General features: G+C 74.3%; 10 protein-coding genes. 6 read left to right on the forward strand and 4 right to left on the reverse strand.

Annotated elements, in window-relative coordinates:
- Positions 1 to 29 precede the first annotated feature (29 nt).
- Complete coding sequence (locus ABGB11_RS17585) at positions 30 to 863, reverse strand: LLM class F420-dependent oxidoreductase (RefSeq protein ID WP_347633966.1); 834 nt, start codon at positions 861 to 863, stop codon at positions 30 to 32.
- Positions 864 to 926: 63 nt separating this feature from the next.
- On the opposite strand from ABGB11_RS17585, the gene polA reads away from it, so the two are divergent.
- Genes polA through ABGB11_RS17600 form a run of 3 tightly spaced genes read left to right on the forward strand, consistent with a single transcriptional unit; the run spans position 927 to position 5,649 of the window.
- Positions 927 to 3,560, forward strand: a complete 2,634-nt coding sequence (gene polA, locus ABGB11_RS17590; protein WP_347633967.1) for a DNA polymerase I — start codon at positions 927 to 929, stop codon at positions 3,558 to 3,560.
- 44 nt (positions 3,561 to 3,604) lie between these two features.
- Positions 3,605 to 4,102: an inorganic diphosphatase gene (locus ABGB11_RS17595; protein WP_347633968.1), complete on the forward strand. Its 498-nt coding sequence runs from the start codon at positions 3,605 to 3,607 to the stop codon at positions 4,100 to 4,102.
- Positions 4,099 to 5,649 (forward strand): FAD-dependent monooxygenase, encoded by a 1,551-nt coding sequence (locus ABGB11_RS17600; RefSeq protein ID WP_347633970.1) that lies wholly within the window; start codon positions 4,099 to 4,101, stop codon positions 5,647 to 5,649. The genes ABGB11_RS17595 and ABGB11_RS17600 overlap by 4 nt, the downstream gene beginning before the upstream one ends.
- Here the strand turns inward: ABGB11_RS17600 and ABGB11_RS17605 are convergent.
- Complete coding sequence (locus tag ABGB11_RS17605; RefSeq protein WP_347633972.1) at positions 5,646 to 7,124, reverse strand: NAD(P)/FAD-dependent oxidoreductase; 1,479 nt, start codon at positions 7,122 to 7,124, stop codon at positions 5,646 to 5,648. The two genes, ABGB11_RS17600 and ABGB11_RS17605, sit on opposite strands and share 4 nt — an antisense overlap.
- 85 nt (positions 7,125 to 7,209) lie before the next feature.
- Between ABGB11_RS17605 and ABGB11_RS17610 the strand changes: the two genes are divergently transcribed.
- The 3 genes from ABGB11_RS17610 to ABGB11_RS17620 all read left to right on the forward strand — a co-directional run bounded on the left by ABGB11_RS17610 (position 7,210) and on the right by ABGB11_RS17620 (position 11,640).
- Positions 7,210 to 10,056 carry a hypothetical protein gene (locus ABGB11_RS17610; RefSeq protein ID WP_347633974.1) on the forward strand — a complete coding sequence of 949 codons (2,847 nt, stop codon included), beginning with the start codon at positions 7,210 to 7,212 and terminating at the stop codon, positions 10,054 to 10,056.
- Between the two features lie 63 nt (positions 10,057 to 10,119).
- A complete protein-coding gene (locus tag ABGB11_RS17615; protein ID WP_347633976.1) occupies positions 10,120 to 10,623 on the forward strand; it encodes a SigE family RNA polymerase sigma factor in 504 nt (167 codons plus the stop codon).
- 3 nt (positions 10,624 to 10,626) lie between these two features.
- Positions 10,627 to 11,640, forward strand: coding sequence for a hypothetical protein (locus ABGB11_RS17620; RefSeq protein ID WP_347633978.1), 1,014 nt, complete (start codon positions 10,627 to 10,629; stop codon positions 11,638 to 11,640).
- Here the strand turns inward: ABGB11_RS17620 and ABGB11_RS17625 are convergent.
- Both ABGB11_RS17625 and ABGB11_RS17630 read right to left on the reverse strand, forming a co-directional pair.
- Complete coding sequence (locus ABGB11_RS17625) at positions 11,628 to 13,307, reverse strand: phospholipid carrier-dependent glycosyltransferase (RefSeq protein WP_347633980.1); 1,680 nt, start codon at positions 13,305 to 13,307, stop codon at positions 11,628 to 11,630. The genes ABGB11_RS17620 and ABGB11_RS17625 overlap by 13 nt on opposite strands.
- Complete coding sequence (locus ABGB11_RS17630) at positions 13,307 to 15,046, reverse strand: sulfatase (protein ID WP_347633982.1); 1,740 nt, start codon at positions 15,044 to 15,046, stop codon at positions 13,307 to 13,309. Before ABGB11_RS17630 ends, ABGB11_RS17625 begins: the two co-directional genes overlap by 1 nt.
- Positions 15,047 to 15,097 lie beyond the last annotated feature (51 nt).

The raw sequence follows: 15,097 nt of genomic DNA on the forward strand, positions 1-15,097 counted from the left end.
GGGCGCGTCCCTCGCCATGTCGAAGCAGGTCAGCCCAGCGTCTCGGCCACCGCCCGCAGGGCGGGACGGGGATCGCCGCCGGGCTCGGTCAGCGCCTGCACGGCGACATGGTCGGCGCCCGCGTCCAGGTGCCCGGCCACCCGGGCGGTGACCGCCGCCGCGTCGCCGTGCGCGATCAGCGCGTCCACGAGGGCGTCGCTCCCGCCGTCCGCGACGTCGGCGCCGGTGAAGCCGAGCCGCTTGAAGTTGGCGACGTAGTTCCGCAGGCCGAGGTACCGGGCGAGCATCTCCCGGGCCAGCGCGCGGGCCCGGTCCGGATCGGAGTCGAGAACGATCTTCTGGTCGGGCGCGAGGAGCGGGCCGTCGCCCAGCACCTTCCGGGCCTCGCGGCTGTGCTCCGGAGTCGTCAGGTACGGGTGCGCGCCCGCCGCCCGCTCGGCCGACAGCCGCAGCACCTTCGGCCCGAGGGCGGCGAGGACGCGCCTGCTCGCCGGGACGTCCGCGGCGTCCAGCGCGTCGAGGTACCGGACGATCGTCTCGTAGGGGCTGCGGTACTCCTGCGTCGCCTCCGGATGGCCGATGCCCGCGCCGAGCAGGAACCGCTCGCCGTACGCGTCGTTCAGCCGGTGGTAGGACGCCGCGACCTCCTCGGCCGGCGTCCTCCACATGTTCACGATGCCCGTCGCGATCACGATCCGGTCGGTGGCCGCCAGCAGCCGCTCGGCGATCTCCAGGTCTCCGCTCGGCGACCCGCCGATCCAGATCGCCCCGTACCCGAGGTCCTCGACGTCCCTGGCCAGGCCGGCATCGAGCAGGCTCCACGGCCGCCAGATCCCGAGCCGGCCCACGTTGATCTCCGTCATGTCACCCCTCAACAGGTCGTCCGGCCGTTTCATGCCCTGTTCCCGGGTGCCAGGATGTGACCCATGACCGACCGGCCCCGCCTGCTGCTCCTGGACGGCCACTCGCTGGCCTACCGGGCCTTCTACGCGCTGCCGGTCGAGAACTTCAGCACCACGTCCGGGCAGCCGACCAACGTCGTCTACGGGTTCGCGAACATGCTGGCCAACGTCCTGCGGGACGAGCGCCCGACGCACGCGGCGGTCGCGTTCGACGTGTCGCGGCAGACCTTCCGCACGGAGGCGTTCCCGGAGTACAAGGCCACCCGGGCGCGGTCGCCGGAGGAGTTCGGGAGCCAGCTGCCCGTGCTGGACCGGTTCCTGGGGGCGATGAGCCTGCCGGTGCTGCGCGCCCCCGGTTACGAGGCCGACGACATCATCGCGACCCTCGCCACCGCGGCGCGGGCGGACGGCATGGCCGTGCTGATCGTCACCGGCGACCGCGACGTCCTCCAGCTCGTCAGCGACGACGTCACCGTCCTGTACTCCTACCGGACGGCCTCGGAGATGATCCGGTACACGCCGGAGGCGGTCCGGGAGAAGTACGGGCTGACCCCGGAGCAGTACCCGGACTTCGCGGCGCTGCGCGGCGACCCGTCCGACAACCTGCCGAGCATCCCCGGCATCGGCGAGAAGACCGCCGCGAAGTGGGTCCGCGAGTTCGGATCGCTCGACGCCCTGCTGGAGCGGGCCGGCGAGGTGAAGGGCAAGGCGGGGGAGAAGCTGCGCGCCGCGGCGGACACCGTGCGGCTGAACCGGCGGCTGACCGAGCTCGTCCGCGACCTGGACCTGCCGGTGGCCCCCGCCGACCTGCGGCGGCGCCCCTACGACCTGGCGGCGTTCACCACCCTGCTGGACGAGCTGGAGTTCCGCAACGCGAGCCTGCGGCAGCGCCTCTTCGCCGCCGACCCGGGCGGCGGGCGACCGGCCGAGGCCGCCGGGCCGGAGCCGGTGCGGGGCCGCGAGCTGGGCCCGGGGGAGCTGGCCGGCTGGCTCGGGGACCACGCGACCGGCCTGACCGGCCTGGCCGCCGAGAGCACCTGGGTGCGCGGCGCGGGCGACATCACCCGGATCGCGCTGGCCGCCGGCGACGGGCACGCGGCCTCCTTCGCTCCGTCCGGGCTCACCGGCGAGGACGAGCGCGCCTTCGCGGGCTGGCTGGCCGATCCCGGCCGTCCCAAGGCGCTGCACGACGTGAAGGCGCTCCTGCGCGTCTTCGGCGAGCGCGGCCGGCGCCTGCACGGGATCGCCGTCGACACCGCGATGGCCGCCTACCTGCTGCTGCCGGGCCTGGCCGCCTACGGGATCGCCGACCTCGCGGGCCGGCATCTCGGGCGCCGCCCGTCCGCCGAGGGCGCACCGGGCCTGATGCTGAGCGCCCGGGCCGTACTCGACCTCGCCGGCACGTTCGCCGCCGACCTCGCCTCGACCGGCATAGACGCGGTGCTGCGCGACGTCGAGCTGCCGCTGTCGGACCTGCTCGCCCGTGCCGAGCGCGCGGGCGTGTACGTGGACGCCGGGCTCCTGCACGAGCTGGAGGCCCACTTCGCCGCCGCCATGGAGCGCGCCGCCGACGACGCGGCCGAGATCGCCGGCCGCCGCTTCAACCCCGGCTCGACCAAGCAGCTCCAGGAGGTGCTGTTCGGTGAGCTGGGCCTGCCCAAGACCAAGAAGATCAAGTCGGGCTACTCCACGGATCTGGACGCGCTGACCTGGCTCGCCACCCAGACCGACAACGGCCTCCCGCAGGTCCTGCTGCACCACCGCGACCAGGCGCGGCTGCGCACCACGGTCGCCGGCCTGATCCGCGAGATCGGCGCGGACGGGCGGATCCACACCACGTTCCAGCAGACCGTCGCCGCGACCGGCCGCCTGTCCTCCACCGAGCCGAACCTCCAGGTCATCCCGGTCCGCACCGAGGAGGGGCGGCGCATCCGCCGCGCCTTCCTGCCCGGCCCCGGGTACGAGTCGCTGATGACGGCCGACTACGGCCAGCTCGAACTGCGCGTCATGGCGCACCTGTCGCAGGACCCGACGCTGCTGTCGGCGTTCGAGTCCGGCGAGGACCTGCACGCGACGATGGCGGCGCGGGTCTTCCAGGTCGCCCCGGACGCCGTCACCCCCGAGATGCGGCGCAAGATCAAGGCGATGTCGTACGGGCTGGCCTACGGGCTGTCGGCGTTCGGCCTGGCCAAGCAGCTCGGCATCGCGATGGCCGAGGCGCGCCCGCTGATGGACGCCTACTTCGAGCGGCTCGGCGGCGTCCGCGACTACCTCGACCACGTCGTCGCCGAGGCCCGCGCCACCGGCCACACCCGCACGATCCTCGGCCGCCGCCGCTACCTCCCGCACCTGACCAGCGAGAACCGGCAGCGCCGTGAGACCGCCGAGCGGATGGCGCTGAACGCCCCGATCCAGGGCTCCGCCGCCGACATCGTCAAGATCGCGATGCTGCGGGTGGACGCGGCGTTGGCCGGGGCCGGCCTCGCCAGCCGCCTGCTCCTCCAGGTGCACGACGAGATCGTCCTGGAGATCGCGCCGGGCGAGCGGGACGCGGTCGAGGAGATCGTCCGGACCGGGATGACCGGCGCCTACCCGCTCTCGGTCGGCCTGGAGGTCGCCGTCGGCACCGGCCCCGACTGGAACGCCGCCGCCCACTGAGCACGCGCCCCGCCGAGCGGGTAGGGGTCCCGGGGGAGGGAGCCATGGAGATCGACATGATCGTGGAGATCCCCCGGGGATCGCGCAACAAGTACGAGATGGACCACCGGCTCGGCCGCATCCGGCTCGACCGGATGCTCTTCACCTCGACGCAGTATCCGGTGGACTACGGCTACATCCCGGACACGTGCGCCGAGGACGGCGACCCGCTGGACGCGATGGTGCTCCTGGAGGAGCCCACGTTCCCCGGCTGCCTGGTCACCGTCCGCAGCATCGGGGTGTTCTGGATGCACGACGAGGGTGGCCCCGACGCCAAGGTCCTCACGGTGCCGTCCCGGGACGTCCGCTACGCCGGCATCCGCGACCTGCGCGACGTCCCCGAGCACGTCCGCGACGAGATCGCGCACTTCTTCGACATCTACAAGAGCCTGGAGCCGGGAAAGGAGGCCGACGTGCGGGGCTGGCAGGACCGGGAGGTCGCCGACCGGACCATCGAGCAGGCCAGGGACGCGCACACGCGGGACATGGCGAGGACTCCGTGACCGACGGCGGCGAACCGGTCCTCATCACCGGGGCCGGGCCGGTCGGCCTGGTCACGGCGCTGCTGCTCGCCCGGCACGGCGTGCCGAGCGTCGTCCTGGAGGCCGCCGAGCGCCGCGACCCGTCCGGGTCGCGGGCCATCTGCTTCCAGCGCGACGTGCTGGACGTCCTCGACCGCGCCGGGTGCGCCGAGCGGATGATCGCCCGCGGCGTGACGTGGACGACCGGCCGCACCTACTACCGCGGGGACGAGGTGTTCTCCGTCACCTTCCCCGGCGCGGAGCGCGGCGCCGTCCCGCCCTGGATCAACGTCTCCCAGGCCGAGGTGGAGGCGTGGCTGCGCGACCTCGCCGCCGCCGAACCGCTGGTCGAGGTCCGGTACGGGCACCCGGTCGGCGGGCTGCGGCAGGACGCGGACGGCGTCGAGGCCGACGCCGGCGGCGGCACCGTGCGCGGCACCCACCTGGTCGGCGCGGACGGCGGACGCAGCACCGTCCGGGAACTGCTCGGCATCGAGTTCCCCGGGCGTACCTTCGCCGACCGGTTCCTCATCTGCGACATCCGCGCCGACCTGCCGTTCCCGAACGAGCGGCGGTTCTTCTTCGACCCCGAGTGGAACCCCGGCCGGCAGGTCCTCGTCCACCAGTGCCCGGACGGGACGTGGCGCATCGACTGGCAGGTCCCCGCCGACCACGACCTCGACGCCGAGCGGCGGTCGGGGGCGCTGGACGCCCGCATCAGGAAGATCACCGGGGACGTCCCGTACGAGGTCGTGTGGGCCACCGTGTACCGGTTCCACGAGCGGTGCGCGGCGGCGTTCGCGTCCGGCCGCGCCTTCCTGGCCGGGGACGCCGCGCACCTGTACGCGCCGTTCGGCGCCCGCGGCCTCAACTCCGGCGTCCAGGACGCGGACAACCTCGCGTGGAAGCTGGCTTACGTCCGGCACGGCTGGGCACCGCCCGAGCTGCTCGCCAGCTACGACATCGAGCGCAGGGCCGCCGCCCAAGAGAACCTCCGCGTCACCACGCGGACGATGGAGTTCCTCGTCCCGCAGACCGCGGAGCAGCGCGCCCACCGGCTGGAGTCGCTGGAGAAGGCCCGCACGCACCCGGACCCCCGCACGATCGTCGACTCCGGCAAGCTCGCCGAACCGTTCTGGTACCTGGACTCGCCGCTGACCACTCCGTCAGGCCCGGTGGACGGCTTCCCGCTCGAACCCGGCCGGGTGCGCCCGCCGCTGCCCGGCGTCATCTGCCCGGACGGCCCGTGCGTGGTCGACGGCAGGCCGACCCGCCTGCGCCGCCTGCTCGGCACACGGTTCCTGGTCCTCACCCAGGGCAGAACCGGGCGGGACCTGCCGACCTGCGTCCCTCACGAGGTCCACGCGCTGCGGGACATCGACACGGCACAGGTGCTCCGGGAGGCCTTGGACGCAGGACCGGACACGGTGCACATCGTTCGTCCGGACGGTCATCTCGCCGCCGTTCTGCCGTCCTATGACCCCGGCCAGGCGGTCACCGCCCTGCACCGGGCCTGCGCACGGGCTTAGCCGGCCTCCAGGACGGCGCGGGCGGCGTTGTGCCCCGGGATACCGCTGACGCCTCCGCCCCGCCGCGCTCCCGCCCCGCACAGGAGCACTCTCGGGTGCTCGCTCTCCACACCCCACCGCCCGCGCTCCTCCGGGGCTTCCGCGAACGGCCACGACAGGTCGCGGTGGAAGATGTGCCCGCCGGGAAGCCCGACCTCGTTCTCCAGGTCGACGGGCGTCTTGGCCTCGATGCACGGCCGGCCGTCGGGAGCGCGCAGCAGGCAGTCCTCGATCGGCTCGGCGAGAACGGCGTCGAACGACGCGAGCGTCGCGCGCAGGGCCGCGTCCCGGCCGTTCTCCGGATCGGAGCGGAAGAGCCGTGCCGGCATGTGCAGCCCGAACAGCGTCAGGGTGTGCGCCCCCGCCGCCCGGAGTTCCGGTCCGAGAATGGACGGATCGGTCAAGGAATGGCAGTACACCTCGGCGGGCGGCAGTGCCGGAATGCGGCCTTCCGCCGCCTCCCGGTACGCCGTGTCGAGCTGTTTCCGGCTCTCGTTGATATGGAAGGTCCCGGCGAACGCCTCTTCGGGCCGGACGTTCGGGTCCCGCAGCCGCGGGAGCCGCGAGAGCACCATGTTCACCTTCAGCTGCGCCCCCTCGGCCGGGCTCTCGCCGGGCATGTTGACCAGCATCCACCTGGCCGAGACGGTGTGCTCGGCGCCCTCGCCGTCCCGGAAGGTCACCTCCCCGCCCGGATCGACGTGCACCACCTCCATGCCGGTGTGCAGCTCGGCCCCGGCGGCACGCGCGGCGTCGGCGAGCGCGCCGGTGACCGCGCCCATGCCGCCGACGGGCACGTTCCAGTCGCCCGTGCCGTCCCCGACGACGTGGTAGAGGAAGCACCGGTTCGCGAGGAGCGCGGAACCGGAGGTGTCCGCGAACGTCCCGATCAACGCGTCGGTGAGGACGACCCCGCGCACCACGTCATCGGTGAAGCGCTCGTCCACCACGTCCCCGATGGGCCGTTCGAACACGTCGCGCCACGCCTCGTCGTCGTCCACCACCTGCCGCAGTCCGGCGCGGTCGCGCAGCGGCTCCAGGAGCGTCGGCGCCACCCGCTCGGCGACCCGGCCCGCCATCGCGTAGAACCGCCGCCACGCTCCGGCGTCGCCGCCGAGCGAGGCCGCCGTCCGGGCGGGGTCGCCGTTGTCGACCAGCAGCCCGCGGTCGCCGACCGGCGTGTAGGAGGAGAACCGCCGCCCGCGCAGCTCGACGTCCAGGCCCAGATCCCGGACGATCTTCGACGGCAGCAGGCTCACCAGGTAGGAGTAGCGCGACACCCGCGCGTCCACCCCGGGGAACACCCGGGCGGAGACCGCGAGCCCGCCGACATGCCCGAGCCGCTCCAGCACCAGCACCCGCCGTCCGGCACGGGCCAGGTACGCGGCCGCGACCAGGCCGTTGTGCCCGCCTCCGGCGATCACCACGTCGTACATCCCCCCAGACAACCACACGGACCGGCGCGGCGGGACACGCCGAAACCCGTTGGCGGCGGCGAGCGCGATGAGCACAATGGGGCGCATGAAGATCCGGCTTTCTGGGGGAGTGGTGGCTTCGGGCCGCCATGCCTGGATCGCCGGACCGTCCGGGCCGCGCCGGCTGCCGGACGGGTCGGACGCGCGGCCAGGGGCCCCCGTCGCGCTCGGCCCCGAGGAGGCCTCCGAGGAGGATGCGGCGCACGCCGTCCGGGAGCTCACCCTGCTCGTGGCGGACGGCGGAGCCGTCGCGGCGGGTGCGGGCGTCGACCTCGGCGCCGGGTTCCGCTCCGCCCGGCTGGACGGGGCCCGCGGGGACCAGCGGGACGCCGCGCTGGCCGCGCTGCGGGCCGTCGGCGTGCAGAACGCGCACCGGCTGGGGGAGCGGTCCGGATTGCTGGTCGCTCTCTTCGGGCCCGCGGTCACCAGACGGGTCGGGGCGGCCGCCGCCCGCGCCGCCGAGGACGGGCGGTGGGCCGCGCTGCACCTGGCGTCGGCGGCCAGCGACGTCCTCGGCCCGGAGCAGCTGGAGAAGGTGCTCGCGCTCGAGGCGCCGGGCGTCGAGCTCGCTCCCGAGGGGCAGCCCTCCGTCCTCGCGCTGTACCTCCGGCAGGTGCTCGGGGACGTGCCCGGCCCCCGCAGGCTCGCGCTGATCCTCGATCTGTGGGCGCGGGTGCTGGACCACCGGACCGGCCTCGCCCGGCGGGAGGCGCGGCTGGCGACGCAGAGCCGCCGGGACAGGGTCGCGGACCTGCGCAAACGGCGCCGCTACGACGACCGCGAGCGGATCCTGTCGCGGCTGCGGATGGAACTGGAGACCAGCGAACCCTCCCTGGCCGACGCCGCGCACTGGATCCCGGACGGCTGGTACTGGCGCGAGCGGCTCAACCGCGTCCTCCAGGACGCGGTCGGCGCCACCGCCCTGCTCCGCGCCGCGGTCGCCGTCGCCGACCACGGGCTGGAGGACGGTCTGGAGCGCTCGGTCCCGGTGCTGCGCGCGGCGGCCGGGATCCTGCCCGACGTGGCCGCCGCGCAGTCCGCGCGGCGGGTGCCGGGGCTGACCGGCCTTCCGGTGCGTCCCGCCGCCTACGTGCGCGACCTCCTGCGCAAGACGACCGGGAGCGGGCCGCGGGACGCCAAGCTCGCGGGGTACGTCAAGCCGCGCCTCGCCTGCGCCCGCGACTTCGCCCTCGTCATCATCGAGGACGTCGAACGGGTCATCCGGGAGGCCAGGCTCTACGCGCCCGGCGGTGTGCTGCAGGCGTGGGGCGAGCTGAACCTGACGGGCTGGCGGGAGGGGGCCCGGTATGTCCGTCCTCCCGCCGAGTGGGCCGGCATCCCGGACTGGACGGGGCCGGCGCTGGGCGACCGGGGACCGCTGCGCGACAGGCTCGCGCCGTCCGGTGATCCGGCCTCGGTGGAGCTCATCGGAGACATGCTCTGGTACGCCGACCTGGTCGACGCCCTGGCCGGCCTGTACGGGCACGAGCTGGCGCGGCCCACCGCCGGCACGGGCGAGCCCTGGTTCGACCACGACCCGCCGGAGGACGAGGACGAGCCGCTGACCCCCCGCCTCGACTCGGTCATGGTCGCCGTCTCCGGCGCCGCCCAACTCGTCGCGCTCGGCGGTGTCCCGCCCCGCGCGCCGCGCACGTGGACGGACCTCACCGCGGGCCTGATGTCGGCCACCGCGATCAGCGCCGCCCTCACCGGCGACTTCGTCGTCCCGCCCGCGCTCGCCGCGTTGGACGGGGCGGCCGTCCCCGGCACCCGGGTCCGGCTCAAGATCGCCCGCAGCGCCCGGGACGTCGCCGGATGGGCGGCCTACATGGGCAACTGCATCGCCGGCCCCGCCTACGTCGACGACGCCAGGGCGGGCAGGAGCGCGCTCGCGGGCCTCTACGACGTCGCCGGCCCCCTGGTCGTCAACGCAGAACTGGTCCCGCTGCGGCCCGCGTCGCGGGGATGGCGGGTCGCCGAGATCGCGGCCAGGTTCAACGACGCGCCGGACGAGGACCTGGAGCGGCGGTTCCGTGACTGGGTCGCCGCGATCCCCGGCGCCGTCCCGGACCCGGTGGTCCTGGTGCCGGAGGAGCCCCCGCCCGCCCGGACCGCACGGCGCCGCGCCACGCCCCGCCTGGTCGAGGAGGCGGGCCCGGCGCTCGACGGCCTCGCGCGGCGGGCGCTCGACGCGACCGGCCCGGCGGCCCTCGGCACCTACGGCGCCGTGGCCGCCACCGCGCCGGACGCCGCCCCCGCCCGGCTGCGCCGCCTCGGCGGCGCGCAGCTCGCCGGCGCCGTCCGCCGCGCCCTGGACGAGGGCGCCACGGACATCATCCGGCTGTGGACCGGCACGGGCCACCGTCCCCTCGCCACCGCGCTCGACGGCCTCGACCCCGCGCTGCGCGCCCGGTTCGACCGGCTCGCGCTCCTGCTCGGCGAGCCCCCGCTGCCGAAGACGCTGCGCAGGCTCGTCAAGCGCCCCGCCATCGCCGACGCCTACGCCCTGGACCTGGTCGCGCGGCGGGTCCGCCGCGCGATCGGGCGGCTCGCCGTCGAGGACGACCCGGTGATCGCCGGAGCCCTCGCCCGGTCCGCCTCCGAGCCGCTGCTGTGCGCGCTCGCCGTCATGACCACCTGCGGCGCCCCGGACGCGGACCTGGTCCCGGTGACCGGGCCGCGCTCGGTCACCGTCCCCGGCTACCCGGTCTCGGCGCTCGACGACAAGGACGGCCCGTGGCACCGCGCCCTGCCCGCCGCGCGGGAGCTCGGCGCCGACACCGCGGCCTTCTGGGACGAGATCGCCGAGCACGGCCTGCGCGTCCCCGCGTCCTGGCTCGCCCACGGAGGCTGGACGGCGCTCTGGTCCCGCGCCCACTCCCGCCGCCGCTGACCGCCGGGCAACCCTTCACGGGGTCTGGGCGGTAGTAGTCGGCAGAGGAAGCGAGGAGGCCGGATGCGGGAGCGACCCGACTACGCCACATATGTGACCGATCGGTCACCACGGCTGCTCAAGACGGCCTACCTGCTGTGCCGCGACTGGGGCCAGGCGGAGGACCTGCTGCAGACCGCCCTGGTGAAGGCGTGGCGGGCGTGGCGCCGGGTGGGCGACGACCCCGATCCGTACGTCTACCGGATTCTGGTCAACACGCACCGCTCCTGGGCGAAGCGGCGGTGGCGCGGCGAACGCCCGACGGCCGCGCCGCCCGACCGGCACGACCCGTCCGACACGATCGGGGCGGCCGAGGACAAGGCGATGCTGTGGGAGGCGCTCGGCAGGCTCCCGCACGGCCAGCGCGCCGCGGTCGTCCTGCGGTACTTCGAGGACCTCAGCGAACGCCAGGTCGCCGCGATCCTCGGCTGCTCGGTCGGGACGGTGAAGAGCCAGACCAGCAAGGCCCTCGCCAAGCTCCGGGTCGATCCCGGGATTCTCGCGGGCTCGCAGCAGGGAAGGGAGTGACCGATGCCGTACAGCCTGGAGGACCTGACCGAGGTCATGGAGACCCGGAGCGCCGGCGGGCGGCCGTCTCCGGACCTGCTGCCGCGCGTGCGGCGCCGGATCCGGCGGGGCGACCGCCGCCGGGCCGCCGGCGGCGCCGCCGGCGCCGCGCTGGCGGTCGCGGCGGCGTTCGGTGCCGTCCAGCAGTTCGGGCAGGCGTCCGGCGACGGTGCCCCGCCGGCGATGACGGGCGTGGTCAACGAGGCGTTCCCGAAGTCGTCGCCGAGTGACGGCCTGGCCCCCGTGCGCGAGGTGGAGTTCTCCACCGTGGGCGTCTGGACCGAGATCGACCTGACCCCGACCGGGACGTACAGCATGATCGCTTACAGCTGCCCGACGCGGGTCATGATCTACCACGTGATCAACGGGCATTTTGGCGGGGGTCCCTGCGGCGGCAGGAGCTACCTGCCGACCACGCCCGACAAGCCGGTAAAGGTCCGGCTCATCGCGCTGCCCCTCAACGTCGCGCCGATGCCGAAGTCGCACGCGGACCTCGACCGCTACGCCGCCACCCACCGGCCGGGTCGGGGGAAGTGGAGAGTCCGGCTCTACAGCGGCACCTGCCAGCGATGCAAGGACGGCGAGGACCCCGCCGCTGCCAGGAACCGGCGGCCGGTCAAAGGCCTGAAGCTCCTCGCCGGGATGGTCCACACCGCGGACGGCCGGCCCCGCACGATCGCGTTCACCCCGCCCCCGGCCGGCCGGACGGTGCGGTTCCGCGTCACCTGCGTGGACGGCGCGGCGGTCATGGTGGTGAGGGGAGCCGGACGCCCGAAGATCGTCGACTGTGAGCCGGCCGAGGCCAGGGGCGTCTTCTGGCTCGGCAAGGCCGAGCCGGGCGAGCGGAACAGGCTGACCGTGGCGGTGCTGCCCGCGGAGGCGGGCACGGTGACCAAGGGCGACGACGCCTCGCTCGCCGCGAAGATGAAGGGCGTCGAGCCGGCGGGGAGGTGGACCTTCGAGGTCTACGAAGGCTGAGCGGATCGGCGGTAGATGGTGATGGAGTGGCCGACCTCGTCGATCCGCGCGCTGGAGCGGATCAGCGGGGTCAGCCGCGGGTCGTCCTTGGCGATCCAGCTGTCGGACACCACCAGCAGCCCCCGCACCTGCGCCGGCGGCGCGGTGAGCGGGTCGTTCGCGTGGATGCCGTAGTACGAGGGGACGCCGCTGCCCTTGTAGGCGAGCCACACCCGTTCGCCCGGGTAGCGGGTCCGGAGGCGGTCGGCGAGCCGCCCGAGATCCTGTCCCCAGTCGACGTTGGAGTCGTGCAGCCGCAGATGGGTCTTGGACGGGCCGCCGAACGCCTCGTTGGAGTAGGGCAGGTAATAGGGGTAGGTCCGCAGCGAGCTGACCCCGACGAACAGCAGCAGCAGCACGACCGCGGCGACCTTCGTCCAGCGCCATCGGACGACCGCCGTGCCCGCCGCCGCCACCGCCAGGAACATCGGGACGTAGATGGCATACCGGACGCCGAGGTCGCGGGCTCCGGCCATCGTCACCGCCAGCAGCACCGCCGCCGGGAGGAGGACGTACGGGGCGGCCGGGCGCAGCCGGGGAACCGCGGCCATCGCGGCCACGCCCGCGGCCCACAGGGCGAGCATCCCGAGCGGTGTCTTCACCAGCAGGGCGGCCGGAAGGTAGTACCAGCGGGACCCCTGGTAGACGTCGCCGAACAGGAAGCTCGTCCACCGCATGTCCTCGAAGCCGAACTGGACGCGCATGCCGTCCTGGAAGGGGCGGGGGAACGGCATCCAGCCGGCGGCGAGCCCGCGGAGTCCCTCGACGTCAGGTAGGTCATCGGGGGTCGTCCATTGGAGGCGCGGGTCGACGGCGAGGTACGCGGCCCACACCACCGCGATGGCGAGGAGACCCGTCGCGGCCGCCGCCAGGACGCCCGTCAGGACGGGACGTCGGCCGGGCCGGAACGCCCAGACGGACAGGACCACCAGTACCAGGAGCACGGGCACGGCGGGCAGCGCGCTCATCTTGGTGGCGACGGCGGCGCCGAGCGAGGCTCCCGCCAGCGGCAGGTACAGCCGCGGCCTGCGTCTCGCCCGCCACACCAGCCACACCGACGTCAGCAGGAAACCGGCCATCGGCACGTCCAGCGTGGCCAGCGAGCCGTGCGCGATCAGGTCGGGGGAGAAGCAGTAGAGCGCGAGGGCCACGAGCCCCCCGGCCGGGCCGGTGAGGTCGCGGGCGAACGCGAAGACGACCAGTCCGAACAGCAGCGTCAGGGCGATGACCGGCAGCCGGGCGGCGAGCAGCACCCGCTGCGCGTCGTTGCCGGACCGGTACAGCAGGTGCGGTCCGATCTGGAACTGGTCGCCGGTGAAGGAGGTGTCGAGCCGCGGTCCGGCGGCCACCGCGCCCGCACCGATGACCAGCTTCCCGAGCGGCGGATGCTCGGGGTTGTACCGCAGGTCGTGCTCCCGCAGGTAGACCACGCCGGTGGCGATGTAGACGGGCTCGTCGATGGTCGGGGTCTGCCGGACGGCCGTGGAGACCATCGCGACCGCCATCTGGACCAGCAGCGCCGCCACGACGGCCCCGAGCAGCCACCGCCGGCGCGGCGCCCGGGACGGGCCGGGCGGCGCTTCGCGGGGAGGCGCCGCCGGCCGTCCGGTTCCGGCGGACAGGGACATCAGCCCCCGAACGCGGTCAGGAAGCGGTCGCGGAAGTCGCTCATCGGCCACACCGGAGAGTCCTTGGCGGGGCGGAGCCCGTCCTGCCAGCCCCAGCCGGAGATCCGGTCCAGGACGGCCCTGTCCTTCGCGACGATGGTGATCGGCACGTCCCGGCTCGCGCCCGGCCCGGTGATGAGCGGGGCGGGCTGGTGGTCGCCGAGGAAGACCAGCACCGTGTCATCGTCGCCGTAGGTCTCCACGTACGAGACGAGCGTGTTGAGCGTGTACTCGATCGACTTGCGGTACTCCGTGCGGATCCGCCCGCCTGCGGGCCACGACGCGTCGTAGCCCTTGCCCATCCCGTTGAAGACCGAGCCGTCCCCGACCCGGTCCCAGGGGACGAGTCGCGGGATGGACGCCCACGGCGCGTGGCTCGACACCAGCGCCGTCTCCGCCATCACGGGCGCGCGGTCCTTCTTCGCCAGCTCGGTGCGCTGGAGCGTCGACAGCGTGTACTGGTCGGGCATCGTGGCGAAGCTGAAGCGCGGCCCCCGGTACCCGAGGTTCCGGTTGTCGTAGATCTTGTCGTAGCCGAAGAACTTCCCCTCCGGCCATGCCCGGGTGATCGCCGGCATGAGCGCGACCGTCCGGGCGTCTGCGCGGTGGAACGCCCCGTTCAGCGTCATCCGGTCGCTGTTGACGAGCGTGCGGTACCGCTGCTGGTTGTCGACCCACAGCCCCGACAGCAGCGTGGCGTGCGCCAGCCAGCTGCCGCCCCCCGCGGTCGAGGAGGTGAGCCAGCCGCTGCGCGCGGAGAACCCCGCCTTGGCGAGCCGCTGCGTCCCCTGGTCGAGGACGGGGTCGACGTGCGGCGCGTACTCGGGGTTCTCGACCGCCGACCGTCCGTAGCTCTCCACGAACGCCAGCAGGACGTCCTTCCCCCGCAGCCCGGTCAGGAGCTTGTCGTCGGGGGTGGTGCGGAACCTGTCGACGGCGGCGGCCTTCGCGAACTCCTCCCTGTCGTTCAGGCTGTCCCGCACCTGCCGGGTGTGGTCGTAGGCGAGGACCGCCGCGCTCCTGGACGCCACCGGCACGTCCTCCACGAACTGCGCCCCGAGGGCGGCGCACGCGAGCCAGACCGTCCCGAGGACACCGGCGCCCCAGGCCGCGGGCCTGCGGTGCCGCACGGCCACCCGGCTCAGGCGCAGCGACGAGAGCGCCATGAGCACGACCACGCCCACCGTCAGCACCGCCACCAGGACCACGGCGGCGATCGCCCCGGCCTGCCCCGCCGACTCCTTCACGAACTCCACGCCCGGCGCTAGCATCGGCCAGTCGAGCACGAGGTCGAACGGCCGGACGAGCACCGCGTCGAAGCCGATGTCCAGCACCTTCAGGACGAACAGCACCCCGAGGACGGCCCCCGCCGTCCCCGCGACCCACCGCCGGGCCCGCTCCGGGACCACGAGGATCAGCGCGACGCCGAGGACGCCCTCCACGGGGATGCGCGCGAACGCGCCCGGCGTCAGGCGCGCGTACTCGTCCGGCGTGACCAGCGCGGCCAGCACCAGCAGGAACGCCGCGACGGTCACCGCCCGCGCCGCGATCCGCCGTCCGCGCCGCCCGCCCGCCCTCGTGGCGCCGGCGGGCGCGTCCCCGTCCTCGTCCTCGTCCGTTCCCCGCTCCAGGCGGCTATCCGTGGTCAGCTCGTCCTCCCAGGTTCGGTCCCCCCGCCGCGACCGCGACACCAACAGCACGTCCGTCCCGCGCCCACGGGTTCAAACGTTTCCATCTTTATCCCGGCCGCA

The sequence above is a fragment of the Actinomadura sp. B10D3 genome (assembly GCF_039871695.1).
GTDB classification, from domain to species: domain Bacteria; phylum Actinomycetota; class Actinomycetes; order Streptosporangiales; family Streptosporangiaceae; genus Spirillospora; species Spirillospora madurae.